This window comes from Bradyrhizobium liaoningense, assembly GCF_018130785.1.
Classification (GTDB): domain Bacteria; phylum Pseudomonadota; class Alphaproteobacteria; order Rhizobiales; family Xanthobacteraceae; genus Bradyrhizobium; species Bradyrhizobium liaoningense_A.
In genome coordinates, this window is the sequence record NZ_JAFCJT010000002.1 from 399,759 (window position 1) to 422,805 (window position 23,047).

Genomic DNA, 23,047 nt, shown 5'->3' on the forward strand with positions numbered 1-23,047 from the left:
CGTTTTACGGGGACGCGCCGATGACAGAACTTCATGACAGGTTGGAACGGTTCGAGACGCTCACCGCCGAATGCGAGCTGATTGCCAAGCTCGCCACCGACAGCACCAAGCGGGAATTCTACCTGAAGCTGTCGGACCAGTACCGCCAGCTGGCGGTGGATATGCGGAAGGTGATCGCGACCAAGGCTGCCGCCTGACGCCGCCCTGCAATCCGTTCTTAATGTTTGGCGCGCATCCTCCGAGGATGCGAGCGTCGCGCTTCGACGATTGCTCGCAGTGGGAATGGCGAGGGCCGTTGCGGTGCAGCGTACCTCGCTGACGTCGCTTTGCCGCTCCTGACCAGGCAATCCCATGCGCCTTGTTGCAGTCCTCATCTTTGCGCTCATGACGGCGGCCTGCAATCAGGAGCAGGACATCACCGGCTCGACCCCGGTCTGCGCGATGCGGAACTACACCTCCTACAATCCCCGCGACATGAACCAGTGCGTTGCCGCCTGCAAGGCGTGCGACCACGGCAACACCGTCACCTGCACCACGTCCTGCACCCTCAAGGGCGCCCACTGAGCGGTGGAGCTCCCTTGAGCTCACGGGGCTGACGGTGCTTCGGCACCGGAACGATTCACATGGGTTAATCATTGAAGGGGTGGGCAGGACGCGGAGTCCTATGGAATGGGTATGCTCGATCCCGGCCGGTTCCTGGTGTCGTGCTCGCATTGCGACGCATGGCCGATGGCGGCCAACGTAAAGCGTTCGAGCTGGTCGGCGTCGCCGCACGAGGTCCGCTTCGTATGCGCGCGCTGTCACCGCGAGGAGACCGCCATCATCTCGGCCTCTGGTGAGCTGACCCCGATCCGGCGCATCGACGCCCCGCCGCGCGACGTCACCGCGGCCTGGGCTCAGGCCCAGCGGCCAAGAGGGCGGGCGTAGCCCGCCCGTCAAACCATCAAGAGGGCGGGCGTAGCCAGCCCGTCACAGCATCAAGAGCGCCAGCTCTGCGCGGTCCGGTTTTGGAACCCGGCTGACGCCCAAGCGTTTCCGCCCCGACATCAACGCATCGAGGCCCCGCGAATGATCAGCGAGCATTTCGACACCCGCACCCGGATCAACATGAAGCTGGCGCTGGATCGGGTCTGCCGCAATCGCCCGGTCGGTGAGGACCATTGCTTCCGCAGGTCCGTTGCCGAAAACATCATCCGCTGCGCGCTCACGGGCCGCACCGGCATCGGCCAGCTCGTCGATGCCGGTGAGCGGGCGATGATCCGGACACGTTCGGAGACAGGGCCGGCCTGATCGCGCCGGCTCAATCTCCGGTGTGGTGCTCTGACCGTCATGCAACCGGCCGATTGACTCTCCGCTTGCCGGCCCCGTAAATGGTCGGTGACGGTTCTCCTCACGGAGATCAAAAGGGAACGTGGTGCGGGATTTCCCAGAACCGGGATATTCTCAATGCCACGGCTGCCCCCGCAACTGTAAGCGGTGAATCTTTCGTCCTATGCCACTGGGAATCTCGGTCCTGGGAAGGCGACGCAAGGTAACGACCCGCGAGCCAGGAGACCTGCCGTCAGCCGTGGTCACACGCGAAGATGTCGGTCGGGGAGTACAGACATTAGCTTCACCGGAGCAATCCATCGCTCCGCCGTAAAGCCTCGTTCGCTGTGACGTGCCACTGACGTCATACCGAGGTTACAAGAGTGTCCCGTATTGTCTTTGCCGCCAGGCGCTTCTGCGCCGGCCTTGTCGCGTCCGTTTCCCTCTATTCGCTCGATCTCTCCGTCGCCCACGCGCAGCAGGCCGTTGCCGAGCAACTGCCGCCGGTCGAAGTGACCAAGCCCGACGATCAGAACCGTACCCGCGCCAGGGCGACCGGCGACGGCAATACAACGAGGCGCCGCGCGACGCCAAGCGTCGCCCCGAGCCGCAACGGACCCGGCTCATCCAGCTCGGGCAGTGAGCCGGTCGCCAACACTGGAGGCATTGTCGGGGCTGCCACGACCGTCATCACGGCCGCGGACATCGCCCATGCGCCGTCGCAGACGCTTGCCGAGATCATCGCGACGCAAGTACCGGGCGCCCAGATCACGACGCTGTATGGCGGGCAGGTCGCGGCCAAGACCAGCGTGGACCTGCGCGGCTTCGGCGCCTTTGCTACTGCCAATACATTGGTGCTCGTCAACGGCCGGCGCCTGAACGACATCGACATGGCGCAGGTGGACCTCTCCACCATCCCGCTCAATTCCATCGAGCGTGTCGAGGTCACGCGCGGCAACTCCGGTGCGGTGCTCTATGGGGACAATGCGGTCGGCGGCGTGATCAACATCGTCACCAGGAACGGCGTCGGCGGACCGCCCGTGACCGCGCGCATCGAGGCCGGCTTCGGCTCGTTCAACACGAGGCTTGGCAATGTCTCGACATCACTCAATTCCGGTCCGTGGTCGACCTCGTTCTACGGCAATGCCGTCAGGACCGACGGCTATCGTGACAACAATCGCTATCTCCAGGAAAACGGCGTCGGCAATCTCAATTTCACGACGCCTGACCTGACCGCGTTCCTGACCGTGACCGGCGACAATCAGGAACTGCGGCTGCCGGGCGGCCGCACCGTCGATGCCTCGATCGGCCTCGACGAGCTCGCGACCAATCGGAGGGGGACCAGCACGCCCTTCAACTACGCCAACCAGCAAGGTTTGAGCGCGACAGCGGGCTTCACCAAGACATTGGTCAACGGCGTCGATCTCATCGTCGACGGTGGCGTGCGTGACAAGAAGCAGCAGAGCGCGTTCTTCTTCAGTCCGATGCCGGTTCCCGCACTCTTCACGTCGACCTATGTCGATGCCGATCTGACGACATGGTCGATCACGCCGCGGCTCAGCGTGAAGAGCCTGCTGTTGGGACTGCCGTCGCAACTGCTGACCGGCATCGACTATTACGATGCGAGCTTTCAGCAGAACCGCGGCGCCGGGCAGGGGCTCGCTCCCTGGCACAATTACGACCTCAGGCAGCAGACGGTTGCGGGCTATTTTCAACACACATTGAGTGTGGCGCCGACGGCGGACATCTCCTACGGCGCGAGGGTGCAGAATGTCAGTCTGTCGGCACGTGACAATTTTGACCCGGCAGCGCCGTTCAACACCGACATCGGCGCGCTCCCGCTCGGCAGCGACGAGACCCAATATGCGCTGCATCTCGGTGCCGAGCATCGCCTCAACGACATGGTCTCGTTGTTCGGCCGCGCTGCGCGCGCGTTCCGGACGCCCGACGTCGATGAGCGCGTGTCGTCAGGGCCGTCGTTCGATCCCTTCACATTCGCGCCGATCCCGCAAACGCTCCAGCTCAAGACCCAGACCTCGCAGGATATCGAGGGCGGGCTGCGCATCAAGGGAGGCGGCCTGCAGTTGCAGAGCAGCCTCTACCTGATGGATCTCGCCAACGAGATCCATTTCAACCCGATCCTGTTCTACAACACCAATCTCGATCCGACCCGCCGCTACGGTTCGGAGACCAGTCTGTCCTATCGCGTCAACGATGGGCTGCTGCTGCGTTCCGGCATGGCCTATACGAGAGCCGTCTTCCGCGAAGGCGTCTGGGCCGGCAACGACGTGCCGCTGGTCTCTCGATACACCGCCAGTGCGGGTGTCACCTGGAACATCTGGCAGAACTATGTGGTGCTCGATGCCACCGCGCGCTTCTGGAGCGAGCGTCGCATGGACAACGACCAGGCGGGAGCCCAGAAACAGATCCCGGCCAATGGCACGATCGACCTCAAGCTCAGCGGCCAGTATGAGCGCTATTTCTGGTCCCTGAGCGTCAACAATGTGCTGAACGCGCTCTACTACGACTATGCGATCGCAAGCACTTTTACCGACGGCCGCTTCAGCGCCTATCCGCTGCCTGGCCGCACCTATCTGCTCAAGGCCGGCGCCACGTTCTGAAAGCGATGGGGCAGTCACAGGCCCACAAATGTACTAGAATTCGAAACGAAGGAGACTATCCATGGCTCTCGACATCCTGCCGTCTCAGGGTGACCGTTTCCGGCTTCATCCGGTGACGCCGCGTCTTGCGCCCATGTTCGGTTTTGCGCTGCTGACGGTGTCATGCGCGCTTTCAAGTTTTGCGTTCGCCTGTGCCACGCCGTTCGCGGCTTTCGCCGTCGTCGCCGCCGCGATGCTGCCGCTGCGTCCGGCGCTGCTCGTCGTCACCGGCGCCTGGCTCGTGAACCAGTCCATCGGCTTCGGCGTGCTGCACTATCCCGTTGATGGCAGCACCATCGCCTGGGGCTTTGTGATCGGCGCGGCTGTGCTGCTGTCGACGGCGGCGGCATCGACCGTGCTTCGCATGTTGCCGCAGAGCCGCGCGCTGCTGATGTTGGCCATCGCGCTCGTTGCCGCCTATGCCGCCTACGAGCTCACGCTGCTTGCCGCGACTCCGTTCCTGGGCGGAGAGGGCGCCTTCACCGCCGCCATCGTCACGCGCATCGGGCTGACCAGCGCCGTGTGGCTCGCCAGCCTCGTCGCTGCCTGCGAGATCGTCCGGCTGATGGCCGATCGAGGTAGGATCGCGATGCGCGCCAGACCATAAGGTGGCGGTCGCGTTGGTACGTAGGCCGCTTGTAGATGCAAAGCGGAGGATCGAGGAATCCTAGAGTTCGCCTCAGGGTCAAAAAGATGACCACAATCAAGCTCTTGTCGACTGGATTGATCGCGATCGCCATGCTCATGACGTCCGCTGCGGCTCGCGAGTCGCGCATCAGAATACGCGCGCCCATCTATATGAAGCTTCCGGCTGAACCGGGCGGCCGTTGGATTATCTGGAACGGCACTCCAATATGGTTCGGTCCATCGGTCCGGGGCTGGCCCGGCCACCAATGCGACTGGGGCGACAATGCGAAGATTTGCTGAAGCCGGGCACCGGAAAAAGCTCGGGCGAAATGCGCCGCGAGGACGTGAAGGTGCGTCTGCGATTTGCAGCGGTGCGGTGCGCACGGGACACGAGAGGGTGGTTGTCGCCGACGAAGGAGAGTGGCACCGACTCACCTAAGTGCGCCTCGTCATCGAGCCAAAAACCAGGCGCGCCAAGCCTGCATCGCGATCTTGAGTTGTGGATTGTCATCTTCACGAGGTATCTTAGTAAGCCAAGCCGTGTCCTTCGAGCCACGATTGTGCTGTGTCTGCAACACTCACCTTGGATTAAACCCTTATCTCCGTCCGTTCGCATCAGCGCCGCTTTTTAGCCACACCCGAACATGAATAAAATCGCTCTAAAGTTTGAAGGGTAGCGGCGGTCTTCGAAGGTCCGGAAATCCCAAGGTCGATTCAAATCTTGGCTGTGATTTTTCGGGTCTGAAAGGGTTCGCCGGGGAAACTGGTTTGCGATGGACGCGAAGACCGACATCAAGCGGAGGCTGCCGAGCCGTCACGTGACGGAAGGCCCCGCGCGCGCGCCGCATCGGTCCTACTTCTACGCCATGGGTCTGACCACCGAGCAGATCCACCAGCCCTTCGTCGGCGTCGCCTCCTGCTGGAACGAAGCCGCCCCTTGCAACATCTCCCTGATGCGCCAGGCCCAGGCGGTGAAGAAGGGCGTGGCATCCGCCGGCGGCACGCCGCGTGAATTCTGCACCATCACCGTCACCGACGGCATCGCCATGGGCCATGACGGCATGCGCTCGTCGCTGCCGTCGCGCGAGTGCATCGCCGATTCCGTCGAGCTGACCGTGCGCGGCCACGCCTATGATGCGCTCGTGGGCCTTGCCGGTTGCGACAAGTCGCTGCCGGGCATGATGATGGCGATGGTCCGCCTCAACGTGCCCTCGATCTTCATTTACGGCGGCTCGATCCTGCCCGGCAATTTCCGCGGACAGCAGGTCACCGTCCAGGACATGTTCGAGGCGGTCGGCAAGCACTCGGTCGGCGCCATGTCGGACGAGGACCTCGACGAGATCGAGCGGGTGGCGTGCCCCTCGGCGGGCGCCTGCGGCGCGCAGTTCACCGCCAACACCATGGCGACCGTCTCCGAGGCGATCGGCCTGGCGCTGCCGTACTCGGCCGGCGCCCCGGCACCGTATGAAATCCGCGACGCTTTCTGCATGACCGCGGGCGAGAAGATCATGGACCTGATCGCCTCCAACCTGCGGCCGCGCGACATCGTCACCCGCAAGGCATTGGAGAACGCCGCCGCCGTGGTGGCGGCATCCGGCGGCTCGACCAATGCTGCACTGCACCTGCCTGCAATCGCGCACGAGTGCGGCATCAAGTTCGACCTGTTCGACGTCGCCGAAATCTTCAAAAAGACACCATATGTCGCGGATTTGAAGCCGGGCGGCCGTTATGTCGCCAAAGACATGTTTGAAGTTGGTGGCATACCGCTTCTGATGAAGACGCTGCTCGACAACGGATTTCTCCACGGCGACTGCATTACGGTCACCGGTCGAACGATCGCCGAAAACCTCAAAAGCGTGAAGTGGAATCCGCACCAGGACGTGGTGCACCCGGCAGACAAACCGATCACCGTCACTGGTGGTGTGGTCGGTCTGAAGGGCAATCTGGCGCCAGAAGGTGCGATCGTGAAAGTCGCGGGAATGTCTAACCTGAGGTTCACCGGTCCGGCGCGATGCTTCGACCGGGAGGAGGACGCCTTCGAGGCCGTCCAGAACCGGACCTACAGGGAAGGCGAAGTCATCGTGATCCGCTACGAGGGCCCCAAGGGCGGTCCCGGCATGCGGGAAATGCTCCAGACCACTGCGGCGCTGACCGGCCAAGGCATGGGCGGCAAGATTGCGCTCATCACCGACGGCCGCTTCTCCGGCGCCACCCGCGGCTTCTGCATCGGCCATGTCGGGCCGGAAGCCGCCATCGGCGGCCCGATCGGGCTGCTCGAGGACGGCGATATCATCGAGATCGACGCGGTCGCCGGCACCCTTAACGTAAAATTGAGCGACCAGGAGCTCGCGCAGCGCAAGACCAAATGGAGCGCTCGCGCGACTAACCACACGTCGGGTGCGCTCTGGAAATATGCTCAGCAGGTTGGACCAGCGGTCGGTGGGGCAGTGACCCATCCGGGCGGCGCGCACGAGAAACAGTGCTATGCGGATATCTAGGCGTGCCATAGTTGCGTTTGTGTTGGGGGCCGGGGTGCTGGCCGCGCCGGCGCTCGCCTTTGACGGCTCGGCCAGCAAGGATGCGGCCCTTCCGGTCGTGACCACCTTGCCGGGCGCCGCGGGTGCCGTGCGCAGCAAGGTGGCGGCACCGGCCACCACGCCCCAGGAAACCTCGCTCAGCGCCCTGCAATACGCCGCCGAAGGCGGTCACCCGGGCGCTCAGTTCAAGCTCGGCCGCATGTATGCGAACGGCGACGGCGTCGCCCAAGACGATGTGCGCGCCTTCGAATATTTCAGCCGTATCGCCAATGCGCATGCCGAGGACAGCCCGTCGGCGCCGCAGGCGCAGGTCGTGGCCAACGCCTTCGTTGCGCTCGGCCGCTACTATCTGAGCGGTATCCCGAACTCGAAGATCAAGCCGGATCAGGACCGGGCGCGGGAGATGTTCTCCTATGCGGCCTCCTATTTCGGCAATGCGGATGCGCAGTACGATCTCGCCCGGCTGTATCTGAAGACCCCGGACGCCTCGCGGGAGGATTTCCGCTATGGCGCGCGCTGGCTCGGCCTTGCCGCCCAGAAGGGCCAGCACGAGGCGCAGGCGCTGCTCGGCCAGATGCTGTTCAATGGCGACCGCCTGCCGCGGCAGGCTGCGCGCGGCCTGATGTGGCTGACGCTGGCGCGTGACAGCGCCGGTATCGAGGAAACCTGGATCAAGGAAAGCTACAACCGCGCTTTCGCCAAGGCCTCGGACGACGACCGCGCCATGTGCCTGCAAATGCTGGAGCAGTGGGTGCAGGGCGTTCAGGGCCGCCGGTAGGAGGTACTCCTGCCGGGTAGGTCAGCCCGCGGCTGCGCGAAGCGCAGCCCACCGGTCCCAACCCAGCACCCCCTCGCACCAGCTCAAGCCGCCTCCAGATCCAGATCGGCCCATACCGGTACGTGGTCCGACGGCTTCTCCCAAGCCCGCACATAGCTGTCGATGCCGACATTGGCGAGCCGGTCGCTGGCCTGCGGCGACAGCAGCAAATGGTCGATCCTCAAGCCATGGTTCTTCTGCCAGGCACCGGCCTGGTAGTCCCAGAAGGTGTAGAGCCCGGGCTCGTCGGTGACCGCGCGCAGGGCGTCGGTGAGGCCGAGGCCGAGCAGAGATTGAAAGCTCTCCCGCGTCTCGGCCTTGAACAGGGCGTCCTCGGTCCAGGCGGCGGGATTATGGACGTCGCGGGCGTGCGGGATGACGTTGAAGTCGCCGGCGAGGATCAGCGGCTCCTCCGTCTTGAGACGCTCCTTCGAGTACTCAAGAAGCCGCGACATCCATTTGAGCTTGTAGGGATATTTGTCGGTCCCGACCGGATTGCCGTTGGGCAGGTACAGGCAGGCGATGCGCAGCACCCCGGACTTGAGCGTCACCACGCCCTCGAGGAAGCGGGCATGAGCGTCCTCGTCGTCGCCGGCGAGCCCCGACTTGGTCTCGTCGAAGCGGAGCCTTGAGAGCAGCGCGACGCCGTTGAACGTCTTCTGACCGTGGGTGACCACGTTGTAGCCCAGCGCCTCGATCTCCAGCCGCGGGAAGGCCTCGTCGATGCATTTGATCTCCTGGAGGCAGACGATGTCCGGCTGGCACTCCTTCAGCCAGGTCAGCAGGAGATCGATCCGCTGCCGGACCGAGTTCACGTTCCAGGTGGCTACTCTGATGGGCATGTCGGCGGGCTCCAGGCAGGGGCCATGGTTAGAACAAACTGCAAACGCGCCCGTCAAGGACGCCGCAAAATCTCCCACAAAATTAACCCGGCTTAAGCTGCGCCTGCGCCATTGATGCCGAAAAGGTTTTTCGAATGGGATGGCCGGACAAATCCATGAAGCGAGCTGAGCCGCGCGACGGCCTGATCGGCGCGTTCCTGTACTGGCTCGGCGGCTTCGAGATCGAGGACGGCCTGACCGCCGATCTCAGCGAGCGCGAGCTGCGCCGCATCCGTGCCAAGCAGATCGACGCGGTGACGCAGCTGATTCCGGTGACGATGGCCGTCACCATGCTCAACGTCGCCATCGTGCTGATCCTGTTCTGGGGCAGGGGCTGGAACGATTTCCTCGCGATCTGGGGCCTGACCCTCGCCACCACCGCATCACTCGCGGTTCGTGCGTGGCGGCGGTCGCATCAGAGCCCACCCCAGGAAGCGTCGCCGCGCGCCGCGCGGCAGATGCTGCGACAGGCATTCTTCCTCGCCGCGATCTGGGGCGCGCTGCCGCTCGCATTGTTCAGCCGCGTCGAGCCGACCAGCCAGCTCATCCTGGCCTGCCTGATGGTCGGGATGATGTCCGGCGGCGCCTTCACGCTGTCGACCTTCCCGCGCGCCGGCCTCGTCTACCTCGCCACCGTGACCGTCGCCTGCACCGGCGCGCTGCTCCTGTGCGGCACCGGGCCGCATCTGCTGACCGCGGTGTTCCTGCTGCTGTTCGCGTTCTTCATGGCGCGCAACATCGTCTCGCAGGGCAATCTGTTCCTCGGCAATCTCAAGGCCCGGCTCGAGCTCGAACGGCAGACCGAGATCATCTCGCTGCTGCTGAAGGACTTTCAGGAGAACGCCAGCGACTGGTTGTGGCAGACCGACGCCGAAGGGCATCTGATCGACGTGCCACAACGCTTCGCCGACGTCGCGCAATTGCCGCTTCCGCTGCTGAAGGGCTCGCACTTCGTCGACGTGCTCGACATGCTCTGTCCCGAGGACAAGAGCGCGGCCTACAACGTCGTCGGCCTGATGGAGCAGAGCGAGCCGCTGCACGAGATGAATCTCAGGGTCGTCGCCGGCGGCGAGGCGCGGCTGTGGTCGCTCACGGCGAAGCCGGCCTACGACCGCGATGGCCAGTTCCTCGGCTATCGCGGCTTCGGCCGCGACGTCACCGAGCGCTGGCGCGCGGAAAAGGCGGAGGCCGAGAGCCGCGCCAAATCCAACTTCCTGGCGGTGATGAGCCACGAGATCCGCACGCCCATGAACGGCGTGCTCGGACTTGCCAGCATGCTGCTGGAAACCAGGCTCGATCCCGAGCAGCATGAGGCTGTCACCACGATCCGCGAGTCCGGCGACAATCTCCAGCGCATCCTCAACGATATCCTCGATCTGTCCAAGCTCGAGGCCGGACGCTTTGCGTTCGAGGCGATCGACTTCGCCCCGCAGGCGCTGGTCGAGGCGGTCGCGACCGTCGCGCGCGCGAGTGCCAAGAGCAAGGGGCTGGCGGTCAAGGTCGAGGTCGATCCGGCGTTGCCGCCGACGCTGCGCGGCGACGTCGCGCGCATCCGGCAGGTGCTGCTCAACCTTGCCTCCAACGCGGTGAAGTTTACCGACGAAGGCGAAGTGACGATCTCGGCCGTCTGCCAGGCGCGCCGCGATCTGCTTGCGACCGTCGAGTGGACGGTGACCGATAGCGGCATCGGGATTGCGCCCGAAATGGTCGGGCAACTCTTCAGCGACTTCGCGCAGGCCGACGCCTCGATCAGCCGCCGCTTCGGCGGCACCGGGCTTGGGCTCGCGATCTCGCGGCGCATCATCGAGCAGATGGGCGGCACCATCGGCGTCACCTCCACGCCGGGCGAGGGATCGACCTTCCGCTTCACGCTGGTGCTGCCCTGGAGCCAGGCGCAGGCATCCGACCAGGCGGCGGGCAGCGATGAAGCCGACGAGCTCAAGGCGCGGATCGCCGGGTTGGACCGGTCACTGAAAGTGCTCGTCGCCGAGGACGATGCCGTCAACCGCATGGTCGTGAGCAAGATGCTAGGAGCCTTCGACGTCGAGCTGCGTGTCGTGACCGATGGCGTCCAGGCCGTCGCGGCGGCCTCCGAGGGCGATTACGACATCGTGCTGATGGACGTGCGCATGCCCGACATGGACGGCCTTGCCGCGACCCGTGCGATCCGCGCGCAAGGCGGACGTTTCGAGGCCCTGCCGATCATCGCGCTGACCGCCAACGCCTTCCCCGAGGACGTCAAGATCTGCCGTGAGGCGGGCATGTCGGACTTCCTGGCCAAGCCGCTGCGCAAGCCCGCGCTGGCCGCGGCCTTGCTGCGCGCGCTGGACGGCCACATGATGTCGGAGGACGCGCCGCTTCAGCCGGAGCTGATGCCTGATGACGTCGAATGGACCGACGAGGAGCGGCAGATCACGGGCACTTGAAGCGCTTCAGATCGAGAAGCTGGTCCCGCAGCCGCAGGACGCCGTCGCATTGGGATTGTTGACGCGGAACGAGGCGCCGATCAGATCGTCGACGAAATCGACCTGCGAGCCCGCCAGGAATGGCTGGGAGGCGGAATCGACCAGCACAACCGCATTCTCCTGCTCGATCACGAGATCGTCGTCGGTGCGGTCGCGGTCGATGTCGAACTTGTACTGGAAGCCCGAGCAGCCGCCGCCCTCGACGGAGATGCGCAGCATCGCGCCAGAACCTTCGCCCTTGAGGATCTCCCCAATGCGGCGTGCGGCGCGGTCACTGATGGTCACGTCAGTCGTCATAGCTCGTCTCCGGTCGTCGTCCGCGGTCATACCAGATTCACTTGCCCAATTCATTTGGTATCCCGCGTCCGGCATAGTTAAGTGCAAGGATACGCAGAATCAAATGGATAGGGACTAAATTCGTCGTGTCCGTCGGAATGGCAGCTCCCCGCGCGCCCTATGCCTGCGACCCCGACCGCAGCCGCGGCCGGCTGGTCGCGGAGCCGCCGAGCCGGACCCGCAGCCCGTTCCGGCGGGATTGCGACCGGGTGATCCACTCCACCGCGTTCCGCCGCCTGAAGTACAAGACCCAGGTCTTCGTGTTCCACGAGGGCGACCACTACCGCACCCGGCTGACCCATTCGCTGGAGGTGGCGCAGATCGCCCGCGCGCTGGCTCGCCAGCTCGGGCTGGACGAGGACCTCACGGAGACGCTGGCGCTTGCCCATGATCTCGGCCATCCGCCGTTCGGGCACGCCGGCGAGCGGGCGCTGGATTCCTGCCTGAAGGATTTTGGCGGCTTCGACCACAACGCCCAGACCTTGCGCGTCGTCGCGGCGCTCGAGCACCGCTATCCCGAATTCGACGGGCTCAACCTGACCTGGGAATCGCTGGAGGGCATCGTCAAGCACAATGGCCCGCTGACGGATCGCAGCGGCGGGCCGGTCGGGCGCTATCGCGAGCATGGCATTCCCGTCGGCATCGCCGACTACATCAAGACCTACGATCTCGAATTGTGGAGCTTCGCCTCGCTCGAAGCACAAGTCGCTGCGATCGCCGACGACATCGCCTACGACGCTCACGACATCGATGACGGTCTGCGCGCCGGCCTGTTCCATCTCGATGATCTCAAGGTGATGCCGCTGACCGCCGAGATCATCGCCGAGACCTCGACGCATTACCCCGATCTCGACGACGTCAGGCGCGGCGCCGAGCTGGTACGCGAGCTGATCTCGCACCTGATCGGTGCGGTGTTCGCGGAGGCCCAGAAAAACCTCGCCGCGGTGAAACCGCAATCGGCCCAGGACGTGCGCCAGCAGAGCCGGGCGCTGGTCGCGTTCCCCGCCGAGGTCGCCGAGGAGGAGGCCGCGATCAAGCGCTTCCTGTACCAGCATATGTACCGTCACAAGCGGGTGATGCGGGTGATGGGGGAGGCCGAGCAGATCCTGTTCGACCTGTTCGCAAAATACCTGACGTCGCCCGATGAGCTGCCGCCGGAATGGCTGCTGGGGGCGGAGGCGGACGATGAGGGCGACCGGGCCCGCCGGATCGGCAATTTCATTGCCGGAATGACCGACCGTTTCGCCCTGACCGAGCACCAGCGGCTCTTTGACTCGACCCCGGATTTGCGTTAGGCGGCGGCCATGCCCGACACATCCTCAGCACTGCACCTGTTCGCCGACGTGCTCGCACGCGTGCACGCCGCCTGCCGCACGCTTGCGGCGGACGCCAACTGGCCCGAGGGTATCGATTTCTCGCGCGTGGTGGTCGAGCCGCCGCGCGACGCCTCCCATGGCGACATGGCGACCAACGCCGCCATGGTGCTTGCCAAAGAGGCAAAGGCAAAGCCGCGCGACCTCGCCGAGCAGATCGCCGAGCGGCTGCGTGCCGATGCGCTGATCGCCAAGGTCGATGTCGCCGGTCCCGGCTTCATCAATTTGACGCTGAAGCCGGCAGCCTGGGCGGAGGCGCTGCGCACCGTGCTGCGCGAGGGCGCCGATTACGGCCGCGTCCGCGGCGGCTCCAAGGTCAACGTCGAATACGTCTCGGCCAACCCGACCGGGCCGATGCATGTCGGCCATTGCCGCGGCGCCGTGTTCGGCGATGCGCTGGCAAGCCTGCTCCAGTTCGGCGGCCATGACGTCACCCGCGAATATTACATCAACGATGCCGGCGCCCAGGTCGACGTGCTCGCCCGCTCTGCCTTCCTGAGATATCGCGAAGCGCTGGGACAGGACATCGGCGCCATTCCGGAAGGGCTTTATCCCGGCGACTATCTGAAGCCGGTCGGGCAGGCGCTTGCGAAGGAGCATGGCGACAAGCTCCTCGCGATGAGCGAGACGCAATGGCTGCCGACAGTGCGCGCCAAGGCGATCGCGATGATGATGGACGAGATCAGGGATGATCTCGCCGCCCTCAACATCCGCCACGACGTGTTCTTTTCGGAGCGCTCGCTGATCGAGGCCGGCAACAACAAGGTCGCCGAAACCATCGATTTCCTCAAGGCCAAGGGCGACATCTACGAGGGGCGCCTGCCGCCGCCGAAGGGCGCGCCGGTCGAGGACTGGGAAGACCGCGAGCAACTGCTGTTCAAGGCGACCGCCTACGGCGACGACGTCGATCGTCCGCTGATCAAGTCGGATGGATCCTACACCTACTTCGCTTCCGACATCGCCTACCACAAGAACAAGTTCGACCGTGGTTTTGCGGAGATGATCGACGTCTGGGGCGCCGATCACGGTGGCTACATCAAGCGCATGCAGGCGGCGGTCAAGGCGACGACGTCGGGCAAGGGCGCGCTCGACGTCAAGATCGTCCAGCTCGTGAAGCTGCTGCGCAACGGCGAACCGGTGAAAATGGGCAAGCGAGCCGGCAACTTCGTCACGCTTCGTGATGTGGTGGATGAGGTCGGCCAGGACGCCGTCCGCTTCATGATGCTCTATCGCAAGAACGACGCCGTGCTCGATTTCGACCTCGCCAAGGTCATCGAGCAGTCGCGCGACAATCCGGTGTTCTACGTCCAGTACGGCCACGCCCGCGGTCACTCGATCTTCCGCAACGCCCGGGCCGAGGTGTTCCCGGAATTGCCTGAGGATACAAGCAAGCGTATCGCCTGGCTGGGTGAGTCGGCGGTGGAACGCCTGTCGGACCCGGTTGAGCTTGAGTTGCTCAAGCGCCTCGCAATTTTTCCGCGCATGCTGGAGGCCGCCGCCGCGGCCCACGAGCCGCACCGAATTGCCTTCTATCTCTATGATTTAGCCAGCGAATTTCATGCACTTTGGACGAAGGGGCGCGATTTGCCCTATTTACGCTTCATTATCAATAATGATGCAGAGCTAACGAAGGCGCGGCTGGCAATGGTCCAGGGCGTCGTCTCCGTCCTGGCATCGGGCCTCGCCATCCTCGGCGTCCATGCTCCGGACGAGATGCGGTAGTTTGGGGCGAACTACTTAAGGGAATCTCGGGGGTAACCGGCAGAAGCCGGATCGCTTAGACTTGGTTGAAAGCCTTGTGGGTCGAAAGCTGCGCCTTGGTCGAGGGGCGCGCGGCTTTCCCGAAGGGACGCATCATCACGATGGCCGAACGATATCAGAACAGAGCGTTTCCTTCCGATGACTATGGTCGCGGTAGCGATCAGCATGGGAAGGCGGAAAACGATCCCTTGGCCGAGCTCGCCCGCCTGATCGGACAGACCGATCCATTCGCAGCGCAGGCGCGACCGAGCGCACCGCCGCCGGCACCTCCGGCTCAGAGCTATCAGGACCACGACTATCCGCAGGATGATCATCGGCAGGACTATGCCGAGCAGGCCCCGCCGCCTCCGCCCGGGCCGCCCTCATGGATGCGGCGCGCCAACGTGCAGCCACAGCCGGCGCCCGAGCCTGACTATCCCGTTTCTGTGAACCCGGTTCATCCATTGCACCGCTATTCAGCCAAGCCGACCGCGCCCGAGCCTGATTTTCATCAGCCGCAGGCCTATCAGGACCACGCTGACCAGGATCAGGCCTATCAGGATCAGGCCTATCAGGGCCATGCTCACCAGCAGCACGCTCAGGCTTATCAGGAGCAAGCCTATCAGGAGCCGCATCAGCCGCCCGATCCTGCGCGCTACGACGACGCGCTCTATGGACGACTGGAGGCGGGCGAGCAGGATTATCAGCGCGATCCCGCCTATCCGGAAGATCCTTACGCGTTCCAGAGCGACTACCCCGAGGCCGATCTCGACGAGCCGAAGAAGCCGCGCGGCGGCATGATGACGGTCGCGGCGATCCTCGCGCTTGCCGTGGTCGGCACTGGCGCGGCCTTCGCCTACAAGACCTATGTCGGTTCGCCCCGCACCGGCGAGCCGCCGATCATCAAGGCCGACAACACGCCGACCAAGATCGTGCCGGCGCCGACCGACTCCTCGGCCAAGGTGCCGGATCGCATGGCGAGCGGCGATGGCTCCGAGAAGATCGTGCCGCGCGAAGAAGCACCCGTCGACGTCGCCGCCAAGGCCGGCGGTCCCCGCGTGGTGTTCCCGCCGCTGAACCAGAACGCAAACCCGCCGCCGGTGGCGAGCGTCTCGCCGTCAACGATACCGCCGCCAAGCGCGGGCCCAATCCCGAGCAACGGCACACTGCCGGCCAACACGCCGCGCTCGATCAGGACTGTGGCTGTGAGGGGCGATCAGACCGATAGCACCACGCCGCAATCCGCAGCCGCCAAGCCGACGGCCGCCGCGCCGAAGCCCGTTGCCGCACCAGCCGCGCCGCACAATCCGCCGACTTCGGCCAATGCCAGTGCCAACCAGCCGCTCTCGCTCGCGCCGCAATCGGAGCCGCCGCAGCGGATGGCTGCGACCAACCCGACGCAACCGGCGCCCGCGAGTAGCGGTGGCGGCTACATCGTGCAGGTCTCCTCGCAGCAGAGCGAGGACAGCGCCGCCGCGTCCTACCGGGTGCTTCAGGGCAAATATGGCAGTGTGCTCGGATCGCGCTCGCCGGTGATCAAGCGGGTCGATCTGACCGAGAAGGGCAAGGGGATCGTCTACCGCGCCTTCGCTGGCCCCTACGGTTCCGTCCAGGAAGCTACGCAGGCTTGCAACAATTTGAAATCCGCAGGCTTGTCTGACTGCTTCGTCCAGAGGAATTAACGGCCGTTTCCTTGACCCCCTCGCGGGGCAGGGTTAATCGGCCGTTATGAGCACGCGGGCCTTCATTACCGGTGTATCCGGAACAGAACTAACCGCCGCTGAGCGGGAGTTTATCCGTGCCGAGCGCCCATGGGGCTTCATCCTCTTCAAGCGCAATGTCGATACGCCGGCTCAAGTTGCTGCGCTGGTTGCGGAATTGCGCGCGGTTGCGGGCGCGGCCGACGCCCCTGTCCTGATCGACCAGGAGGGCGGCCGGGTGCAGCGGCTGGGGCCGCCACACTGGCCGGTCTATCCGCCGGGCGCCATTTTCGCGACCCTGTACGACACTGATTCGGGGCTCGGACTGACGGCTGCGCGCTTAAGCGCCCGGCTGATTGCATCTGATCTCGCCGATCTCGGCATTACCGTGGATTGCCTGCCGCTCGCTGACGTGCCGGTGTCCGGCGCCGACGCCGTTATTGGGAACAGGGCTTACGGCACTGAGCCGGGTAAGGTCGCCGCGATCGCGCGCGCCGTCACCGAGGGCCTGGAGCAGGGCGGCGTGCTGCCGGTTCTGAAGCACATTCCCGGTCATGGACGCGCCACCGCCGACACCCATTTCAAGCTGCCGACGGTTGATACCCTGAGGGACGAGCTCGACCGGACCGACTTTGCGGCATTCAAGCCGCTGGCTGACCTGCCGATGGCCATGACTGCACATGTTGTGTTTAGCGCGGTCGACCCCGCCCATCCGGCGACGACTTCTGCGACAATGATCACTCAGGTGATTCGCGGCGTGATCGGGTTCCAGGGTTTGTTAATGAGTGATGACGTGTCGATGAACGCGCTGTCGGGGAATATCGCCGAACGGACCCGCGCCATCTTCGCGGCCGGCTGCGACATGGCCCTGCACTGCAACGGCAACATCGAGGAGATGCGCGAGGTCGCCGGCCAGACACCTGAGCTGTCGGGCACGGCGCTGGAGCGGGCGAAAGCCGCACTCGCGTCGCGCAAGGCACCGCAGCCGTTCGACCGGGCGGCCGCACGCGCCGAACTGGACGCATTGATCGCACGGGCAAACACGGCATCCGCATGACCGCAGAAATTCTATCGTTTGAAACCGGGCGGCCTGCAGAGCTCGCCGAGGGTGAGCCGGCGTTGGTGGTGGACGTCGAGGGCTATGAGGGCCCGCTCGACCTGCTGCTCGCGCTGGCGCGGCAGCAGAAGGTCGATCTCGCCAAGATCTCGATCCTGGCGCTGGCCGACCAGTACCTCCACTTCATCGAAGCCGCACGAAAGATCCGGCTCGAGCTTGCCGCCGACTATCTCGTGATGGCGGCCTGGCTCGCCTTCCTGAAGTCGCGCCTGCTGCTGCCGGAGCCGCCGAGCGCGGAAGGTCCGAGCGCGGAAGAGATGGCGACCGCGCTCGCCAACCGTCTGCGCCGGCTGGAAGCCATTCGCGAAGCCGCCAACCGGCTGATGAACAGGCAGCAATTGCTGCGCGACATCTTCCCGCGCGGCGAGCCCGAGCAGATCGCCGAGATCAAGCATCCGAAATACACCGCGACGCTGTACGACCTGCTCACCGCCTATGCCGCGCAGCGCCAGTCGCGTGTGCTGGCGAGCGTGCATCTGGCCAAGCGCACGGTGTGGTCGCTCGCCGAGGCGCGCGCCACGCTGGAGCGGCTGGTCGGCAGCATCACCGAGCAGGACGACTGGGGGGTCCTCGACGACTTCCTCGTCCGACACGTCGCCGATCCGACGCAGCGCGCGACGGTGTTCGCTTCGAGCTTTGCCGCCGCGCTCGAATTGGTGCGTGAAGGTCAGCTCGAGCTGAACCAGAAAGAGGCGTTCGCGCCCATCTATTTCCGGAAGGGGCGCCCAAAACCGGTCGTGGACGCAGCTCCTGCGCCTGATGCGCCGGTCGGTTAAGTGCAAGAAGGAGAATCTGCCATGGCAAGCCTGGCTGAAGTGCGGGTAGAAGAGGCCGAGCCGATGGAGAACGAGTCCCAGGCGCGTCCCGAAGAGCTGCGGCTGCTGGAAGCGCTGCTGTTTGCTTCGAATGAACCGCTGGACACCGCGACGCTGGCAAAGCGCATGCCCGAGGGCGTCGACGTCAAGGCTGCGCTCGAACAGCTCCAGGCCGACTATGCCCATCGTGGCGTGAATCTGGTGCGCGTCGCCAACAAATGGACCTTCCGTACTGCCGGTGATCTGGCCTGGCTGATGACGCGGGAGAGCACCGAGACCCGCCGCCTGTCGCGCGCCGCGATCGAGGTGCTGGCGATCATCGCCTATCACCAGCCGGTGACGCGCGCCGAGATCGAAGAGATCCGCGGCGTCGTCACCTCGAAGGGCACGCTCGACGTGCTGCTGGAGACCGGCTGGATCAAGCCGCGCGGTCGTCGCAAGACGCCCGGCCGCCCCTTGACCTTCGGAACCACCGAGGACTTCCTGTCGCAGTTCACCCTGGAACAGCTTGGCGATCTGCCGGGCCTGGAAGAGCTGAAGGGCACGGGCCTGCTGGATTCGCGCCTGCCGACCGGATTCAGCGTGCCGACCCCTTCGGATGACCCGCAGCTGCGCGAGGACGAAGATCCGCTGGAACCGGGCGAGGACCTCGATCTGGCGCTGGCGCCTGCGGTCGAGCCCGAGGCGCCGGAAGGCGGCAATGAGGGCGGCGAGGGTGGCGGCGAAGACTGACGCCACAGCCACTTACGGGCTCCCTGCGACCAGTTAACACTAGCAAGATTACGTAGTGCCAACAGCGAATTGGCGCTGCCTTGGTCCTTGTTTTTGAGGCCTGCCGCGCCTAGGTTTCGGGGAAGATCGGCCGGGTCCCCGGCCAAGTGTGTTTGGAGGGTTGCAGGATGGGTTCGCTTAGCATTTGGCACTGGATCCTGGTGATCGCAGTCGTCCTGCTGCTGTTCGGCCGCGGCAAGATTTCGGATCTGATGGGCGATGTGGCGCAGGGCATCAAGGCCTTCAAGAAGGGCATGCAGGACGACGACAAGGTCGCCGACAAGCCTGAGCCAGCCAAGTCGATCGAGCACAACGCCCCGCCGACCGCCGCTCGGTCCGACGTCGGCAGCAAGGCCGTCTGAGTAAGCGTACGCGAGACGCGGGTGACGGCGCCAATCCTGTGCGCGAGGGATTGGGCCGGTCGCGGCTGGCGTGAACGGAAGACCTCATGTTCGACATCGGGTGGAGTGAACTGGTCCTGATCGGGGTCGTGGCCCTGGTCGCCATCGGCCCGAAAGAGCTGCCGGGCGTGCTGCGCATGGTCGGGCAGTGGATGGGCAAGGCCCGCAAGATGGCCGCCGAATTCCAGGGCCAGTTCCAGGAAGCGATGCGCGAGGCCGAAATGGCCGACCTCAAGAAGAGCTTCGACGAGGTCAAGGAAGCCGCTTCCGGCTTTGCCGGCAACAACCTGATGACCTCGCTCCAGAAGGACGTCAGTGACGCGCTTCGCGTCGATGCACTGGACAAGCCCGCAGAGACGACGACCTCCGCGGCTGTCGAGCCGCCGGCAACTTCAAGCGAAGCGCCGGCAACCCCCACCACGCCGGAAGCGCCGACGCCCGAGACATTCGTGGAGGCCGAGGCGCATGCGGCCGTGAACGAGCCGCTCGCGATCACCCGCGAGGTCGAGCAGGCGCAGGCTGCGCAGGACCATATTACCCAAGACACGGCGCCATCCGAGGCGATCAAGGACGTCAAAGCGTCATGAGCGACGCCGATATCGAGGCCAGCAAAGCCCCTCTGATGGACCATTTGATCGAGCTGCGGTCGCGGCTGATCAAGGCCCTGCTCGGCTTCGGCGTGGCCTTCATCTTCTGCTTCTTCTTCGCCAAGCAGATCTACAACGTGCTGGTCTGGCCGTTCGTGTGGGTCGCGGGTCCGGAGAACTCGAAGTTCATCTACACGGCGCTGCTGGAATATTTCATTACCCAGCTCAAGCTCGCGTTGTTCGGCGCCGGCTTCATCTCGTTCCCGATCGTCGCGACGCAGATCTACAAGTTCGTCGCGCCCGGGCTCTACAAGCACGAGAAGCAGGCCTTCCTGCCGTATCTGGTCGCGACCCCGTTCTTCTTCGTGCTGGGCGCGGCGCTGGTCTATTTCGTGGTGCTGCCGATGCTGGTCCGCTTCTCGCTCGGCATGCAGCAGGCTGGCAGCGACGAGACCGCGCAGATCCAACTGCTGCCCAAGGTCGGCGAATATCTGTCGCTGATGATGTCGCTGATCTTCGCCTTCGGCATCGCCTTCCAGCTTCCGGTAATCCTAACGCTGCTCGGGCGCATTGGAATCGTCACCTCGAAAATGCTGCGCGAGAAGCGCCGCTATTTCATCGTCATCGCCTTCGTCATCGCAGCCGTGCTGACCCCGCCGGACGTGCTCAGCCAGTGCTCGCTGGCGATCCCGTTGCTGGCGCTCTACGAGGGCTCGATCATCGCGGTCGGGATGGTGGAGAAGAAGGCGGCGGCGTCGCAGGCCGCCACCGGGACCGACGTGTCGACGCCGGCGAATCCGGCCGAGTAGGGCGCCACGCCCAGCGGTGTCATTCCCCGCCCTGTGCGCAATTGCGCACTGGAGCGGGGAATCCAGTACGCCGCGCCCTCTCGGAGAACCACCGCCGTCCCTGGAATACTGGATCGCCCGCTTTCGCGGGCGATGACAGAGTGCTAGGGGAGACGCGCTGACGTACAACGTTCGCCGTTGTAGGTTTACGCGCTCATCCAGGACCACGGCCATGCACGACATCAAATCGATCCGCGACAATCCGCAAGCCTTCGACGCCGGCCTTGCCCGGCGGGGCCTGAAGCCGTTGTCGGCATCGCTGCTTGCGATCGATGAGAAGCGGCGGACGGCGATCCTGGCCTCGGAGCAGGCGCAGGCGCGGCGCAACGCCGCCTCCAAGGAGATCGGCGACGCCAAGAAGGCGAAGGACGAGGCACGCGCGGCCAAGCTTATGGCCGAGGTCGCCGAGCTCAAGACCACGATGCCGGAGCTCGAAGCGGCCGCGAAAGCCGCCGACGAGGAGCTGACGAACGAGCTGTCCGCGATTCCGAATCTGCCGCTCGGCGAAGTGCCCGACGGCGTCGACGAGCACGGCAATGTACAACGCCATGTCTTCGGAAGCAGGCGCAACTACGCCTTTGCGCCAAAGCCCCATGACGATATCGGCGGCGCGCTCGGCGACATGGATTTCGAGACGGCGGCGAAGCTCTCCGGCGCGCGCTTCGTCGTGTTGAAAAAGGGACTGGCGCGGCTCGAACGCGCGCTCGGCCAGTTCATGCTGAATCTGCACATCGACGAGCACGGCTATACCGAGATCAATCCGCCGCTGCTGGTGCGCAACGAGATCATGTTCGGCACAGGACAATTGCCGAAATTCGAGGATGACCAGTTCTGGGCGATCAAGGGCGAACTGCTCGCCGCACCCGACCATGAGCGGCTGCGGACCGAGCGTCTCGGCATCATTCCGACCGCGGAGGTGGCGCTCACCAACCTCGTCCGAGAATCCATCCTTGACGAGAAGCAGCTGCCGATGCGGCTGACTGCGCTGACGCCGTGTTTTCGTGCGGAGGCGGGCGCCGCAGGGCGTGACACCCGCGGCATGATCCGCCAGCACCAGTTCACCAAGGTCGAGCTGGTGTCGATCACGACGCCGGAGACCAGCAAGGACGAACACGAGCGGATGCTGGCCTGCGCCGAGGAAGTGCTGCGCCGGCTCGATCTGCATTACCGCGTGATGACGCTGTGCACCGGAGACATGGGCTTTTCGTCGCAAAAAACCTATGACATCGAGGTCTGGATGCCAGGGCAGGGCGAGGGCGGCGCGTTCCGCGAGATCTCGAGCTGCTCGGTCTGCGGCGATTTCCAGGCCCGCCGCATGGATGCCCGCTCGCGCGGCCCCGACGGCAAGCCACGCTTCGTGCACACGCTGAACGGCTCCGGCACTGCGCTTGGCCGTGCGCTGATCGCCGTGATGGAGACTTATCAACAGGAGGACGGCTCGATCGCGGTCCCCAGCGTTCTCCAGCCCTATATGGGTGGGCTGAAGGTGGTCGCGCGCGAGTAGGAGGCGATCGCGCGCTGTCACACAGAAACGTTTGGTTGTGAAGATCGAACGGCTGGTTATCCTGCCGGCCACCCGACAACGCGAACTCACTGTTCATGGCCTTGCACCGCGACATCTTCTGGGTCGGCAGACAATGGGCGGTGACAGGTGCCGGTATCCAGGCAGTCGATCAGCGCCTGCGTGGTGTGCTCGACATCGCGATCGCGCGGCTCTGGGATGACGATTTCGTGCGAGCCGGCGGGCCAAGCCCGGCGTGAATGCTGCGGATTTCGACAAGGCGCTGACCGTGGCGCGCGAACGCTTCCCGCAGACGGCGGTGCCGGACCCGATCGTTGCGCAATCGGAGGCGTTCGGGGTGATCGAGGCTCCGGTCGTGAGCCTGGTGGTGCCGGCGATGAAGCTGCGCGCGGAAGGCAGGCTCGCACGCTTCCTGCCGCAGTGGCGCATCCGTCGGTAGCAGGACCAGGCCGGGAACCTGCCGCCGGACCCAATCGGCCGGTTTGCCTGATCGGCCCCGGCCGGATAAGACGGCTCAGACCCGCTTCAGGAATCGACCGCTA

21 protein-coding genes, 1 pseudogene and 1 riboswitch are annotated in these 23,047 nt (G+C 64.8%); of the genes and pseudogenes, 20 read left to right on the plus strand and 2 right to left on the minus strand.

What is annotated here, in order from left to right:
• Window positions 1-20 precede the first annotated feature (20 nt).
• The 8 genes from JQ627_RS07505 to JQ627_RS07540 all read left to right on the plus strand — a co-directional run bounded on the left by JQ627_RS07505 (window position 21) and on the right by JQ627_RS07540 (window position 7,910).
• Complete coding sequence (locus tag JQ627_RS07505; RefSeq protein ID WP_212483549.1) at window positions 21-197, plus strand: hypothetical protein; 177 nt, start codon at window positions 21-23, stop codon at window positions 195-197.
• Window positions 198-351: 154 nt separating this feature from the next.
• Window positions 352-564 (plus strand): hypothetical protein, encoded by a 213-nt coding sequence (locus tag JQ627_RS07510; RefSeq protein ID WP_212483550.1) that lies wholly within the window; start codon window positions 352-354, stop codon window positions 562-564.
• 105 nt (window positions 565-669) lie between these two features.
• Entirely contained in the window at window positions 670-927 is a 258-nt protein-coding gene (locus JQ627_RS07515; protein WP_212483551.1) for a hypothetical protein, read from the plus strand.
• Between the two features lie 141 nt (window positions 928-1,068).
• Window positions 1,069-1,290: a hypothetical protein gene (locus tag JQ627_RS07520; RefSeq protein ID WP_212483553.1), complete on the plus strand. Its 222-nt coding sequence runs from the start codon at window positions 1,069-1,071 to the stop codon at window positions 1,288-1,290.
• A 74-nt stretch (window positions 1,291-1,364) separates the two neighbouring features.
• A riboswitch (cobalamin riboswitch) is annotated at window positions 1,365-1,578 on the plus strand.
• A 113-nt stretch (window positions 1,579-1,691) separates the two neighbouring features.
• On the plus strand, window positions 1,692-3,929 hold the full coding sequence (locus JQ627_RS07525; RefSeq protein WP_212483554.1) for a TonB-dependent receptor domain-containing protein: 2,238 nt from the start codon (window positions 1,692-1,694) through the stop codon (window positions 3,927-3,929).
• A 61-nt stretch (window positions 3,930-3,990) separates the two neighbouring features.
• Entirely contained in the window at window positions 3,991-4,575 is a 585-nt protein-coding gene (locus tag JQ627_RS07530; RefSeq protein WP_212483556.1) for a hypothetical protein, read from the plus strand.
• Window positions 4,576-5,368: 793 nt separating this feature from the next.
• Window positions 5,369-7,093, plus strand: a complete 1,725-nt coding sequence (gene ilvD, locus JQ627_RS07535) for a dihydroxy-acid dehydratase (protein ID WP_212483558.1) — start codon at window positions 5,369-5,371, stop codon at window positions 7,091-7,093.
• Complete coding sequence (locus JQ627_RS07540) at window positions 7,080-7,910, plus strand: tetratricopeptide repeat protein (protein WP_212483560.1); 831 nt, start codon at window positions 7,080-7,082, stop codon at window positions 7,908-7,910. The genes ilvD and JQ627_RS07540 overlap by 14 nt, the downstream gene beginning before the upstream one ends.
• Before the next feature lie 83 nt (window positions 7,911-7,993).
• On the opposite strand, the gene xth is transcribed toward JQ627_RS07540, so the two are convergent.
• Window positions 7,994-8,791: an exodeoxyribonuclease III gene (xth, locus tag JQ627_RS07545; RefSeq protein ID WP_212483562.1), complete on the minus strand. Its 798-nt coding sequence runs from the start codon at window positions 8,789-8,791 to the stop codon at window positions 7,994-7,996.
• Window positions 8,792-8,925: 134 nt separating this feature from the next.
• Between xth and JQ627_RS07550 the strand changes: the two genes are divergently transcribed.
• Window positions 8,926-11,256, plus strand: coding sequence for an ATP-binding protein (locus JQ627_RS07550; RefSeq protein WP_212483564.1), 2,331 nt, complete (start codon window positions 8,926-8,928; stop codon window positions 11,254-11,256).
• Between the two features lie 6 nt (window positions 11,257-11,262).
• Here JQ627_RS07550 and erpA read toward each other — a convergent pair whose 3' ends face one another.
• Window positions 11,263-11,592, minus strand: a complete 330-nt coding sequence (erpA, locus tag JQ627_RS07555; RefSeq protein ID WP_014495044.1) for an iron-sulfur cluster insertion protein ErpA — start codon at window positions 11,590-11,592, stop codon at window positions 11,263-11,265.
• Window positions 11,593-11,717: 125 nt separating this feature from the next.
• On the opposite strand from erpA, the gene JQ627_RS07560 reads away from it, so the two are divergent.
• The 11 genes and pseudogenes from JQ627_RS07560 to JQ627_RS07610 all read left to right on the plus strand — a co-directional run bounded on the left by JQ627_RS07560 (window position 11,718) and on the right by JQ627_RS07610 (window position 22,944).
• Window positions 11,718-12,926, plus strand: a complete 1,209-nt coding sequence (locus tag JQ627_RS07560) for a deoxyguanosinetriphosphate triphosphohydrolase (RefSeq protein ID WP_212483566.1) — start codon at window positions 11,718-11,720, stop codon at window positions 12,924-12,926.
• Window positions 12,927-12,935: 9 nt separating this feature from the next.
• The gene (gene argS, locus JQ627_RS07565) at window positions 12,936-14,726 is read left to right on the plus strand and encodes an arginine--tRNA ligase (protein ID WP_212483568.1); all 1,791 of its coding nucleotides are present in this window, start codon (window positions 12,936-12,938) and stop codon (window positions 14,724-14,726) included.
• A gap of 140 nt (window positions 14,727-14,866) precedes the next feature.
• Window positions 14,867-16,426, plus strand: a complete 1,560-nt coding sequence (locus tag JQ627_RS07570) for an SPOR domain-containing protein (RefSeq protein ID WP_212483570.1) — start codon at window positions 14,867-14,869, stop codon at window positions 16,424-16,426.
• A gap of 46 nt (window positions 16,427-16,472) precedes the next feature.
• Window positions 16,473-17,501, plus strand: coding sequence for a beta-N-acetylhexosaminidase (nagZ, locus tag JQ627_RS07575; RefSeq protein ID WP_212483572.1), 1,029 nt, complete (start codon window positions 16,473-16,475; stop codon window positions 17,499-17,501).
• Window positions 17,498-18,337, plus strand: coding sequence for a ScpA family protein (locus JQ627_RS07580; RefSeq protein ID WP_212483574.1), 840 nt, complete (start codon window positions 17,498-17,500; stop codon window positions 18,335-18,337). Before nagZ ends, JQ627_RS07580 begins: the two co-directional genes overlap by 4 nt.
• Before the next feature lie 21 nt (window positions 18,338-18,358).
• Entirely contained in the window at window positions 18,359-19,108 is a 750-nt protein-coding gene (gene scpB, locus JQ627_RS07585) for an SMC-Scp complex subunit ScpB (protein ID WP_212483575.1), read from the plus strand.
• Between the two features lie 167 nt (window positions 19,109-19,275).
• Entirely contained in the window at window positions 19,276-19,509 is a 234-nt protein-coding gene (locus JQ627_RS07590; protein ID WP_212483577.1) for a twin-arginine translocase TatA/TatE family subunit, read from the plus strand.
• An 86-nt stretch (window positions 19,510-19,595) separates the two neighbouring features.
• A complete protein-coding gene (gene tatB, locus JQ627_RS07595) occupies window positions 19,596-20,135 on the plus strand; it encodes a Sec-independent protein translocase protein TatB (RefSeq protein WP_212483579.1) in 540 nt (179 codons plus the stop codon).
• Window positions 20,132-20,944, plus strand: coding sequence for a twin-arginine translocase subunit TatC (tatC, locus tag JQ627_RS07600; RefSeq protein WP_212483581.1), 813 nt, complete (start codon window positions 20,132-20,134; stop codon window positions 20,942-20,944). Before tatB ends, tatC begins: the two co-directional genes overlap by 4 nt.
• A gap of 211 nt (window positions 20,945-21,155) precedes the next feature.
• The gene (gene serS, locus JQ627_RS07605; RefSeq protein WP_212483583.1) at window positions 21,156-22,487 is read left to right on the plus strand and encodes a serine--tRNA ligase; all 1,332 of its coding nucleotides are present in this window, start codon (window positions 21,156-21,158) and stop codon (window positions 22,485-22,487) included.
• 95 nt (window positions 22,488-22,582) lie between these two features.
• Window positions 22,583-22,944, plus strand: a pseudogene (locus tag JQ627_RS07610) (hypothetical protein).
• Window positions 22,945-23,047: the final 103 nt, after the last annotated feature.

Excerpts from the sequence above, each read along its gene's own strand:
- JQ627_RS07505 (WP_212483549.1), top strand. The coding sequence starts at position 21 with ATGACAGAACTTCATGACAGGTTGGAACGGTTCGAGACGCTCACCGCC.
- JQ627_RS07510 (WP_212483550.1), top strand. The coding sequence starts at position 352 with ATGCGCCTTGTTGCAGTCCTCATCTTTGCGCTCATGACGGCGGCCTGC.
- JQ627_RS07515 (WP_212483551.1), top strand. The coding sequence starts at position 670 with ATGGGTATGCTCGATCCCGGCCGGTTCCTGGTGTCGTGCTCGCATTGC.
- JQ627_RS07520 (WP_212483553.1), top strand. The coding sequence starts at position 1,069 with ATGATCAGCGAGCATTTCGACACCCGCACCCGGATCAACATGAAGCTG.
- JQ627_RS07530 (WP_212483556.1), top strand. The coding sequence starts at position 3,991 with ATGGCTCTCGACATCCTGCCGTCTCAGGGTGACCGTTTCCGGCTTCAT.
- ilvD (WP_212483558.1), top strand. The coding sequence starts at position 5,369 with ATGGACGCGAAGACCGACATCAAGCGGAGGCTGCCGAGCCGTCACGTG.
- JQ627_RS07540 (WP_212483560.1), top strand. The coding sequence starts at position 7,080 with ATGCGGATATCTAGGCGTGCCATAGTTGCGTTTGTGTTGGGGGCCGGG.
- xth (WP_212483562.1), bottom strand. The coding sequence starts at position 8,791 with ATGCCCATCAGAGTAGCCACCTGGAACGTGAACTCGGTCCGGCAGCGG.
- JQ627_RS07550 (WP_212483564.1), top strand. The coding sequence starts at position 8,926 with ATGGGATGGCCGGACAAATCCATGAAGCGAGCTGAGCCGCGCGACGGC.
- erpA (WP_014495044.1), bottom strand. The coding sequence starts at position 11,592 with ATGACGACTGACGTGACCATCAGTGACCGCGCCGCACGCCGCATTGGG.
- argS (WP_212483568.1), top strand. The coding sequence starts at position 12,936 with ATGCCCGACACATCCTCAGCACTGCACCTGTTCGCCGACGTGCTCGCA.
- JQ627_RS07570 (WP_212483570.1), top strand. The coding sequence starts at position 14,867 with ATGGCCGAACGATATCAGAACAGAGCGTTTCCTTCCGATGACTATGGT.
- nagZ (WP_212483572.1), top strand. The coding sequence starts at position 16,473 with ATGAGCACGCGGGCCTTCATTACCGGTGTATCCGGAACAGAACTAACC.
- JQ627_RS07580 (WP_212483574.1), top strand. The coding sequence starts at position 17,498 with ATGACCGCAGAAATTCTATCGTTTGAAACCGGGCGGCCTGCAGAGCTC.
- scpB (WP_212483575.1), top strand. The coding sequence starts at position 18,359 with ATGGCAAGCCTGGCTGAAGTGCGGGTAGAAGAGGCCGAGCCGATGGAG.
- JQ627_RS07590 (WP_212483577.1), top strand. The coding sequence starts at position 19,276 with ATGGGTTCGCTTAGCATTTGGCACTGGATCCTGGTGATCGCAGTCGTC.
- tatB (WP_212483579.1), top strand. The coding sequence starts at position 19,596 with ATGTTCGACATCGGGTGGAGTGAACTGGTCCTGATCGGGGTCGTGGCC.
- tatC (WP_212483581.1), top strand. The coding sequence starts at position 20,132 with ATGAGCGACGCCGATATCGAGGCCAGCAAAGCCCCTCTGATGGACCAT.
- serS (WP_212483583.1), top strand. The coding sequence starts at position 21,156 with ATGCACGACATCAAATCGATCCGCGACAATCCGCAAGCCTTCGACGCC.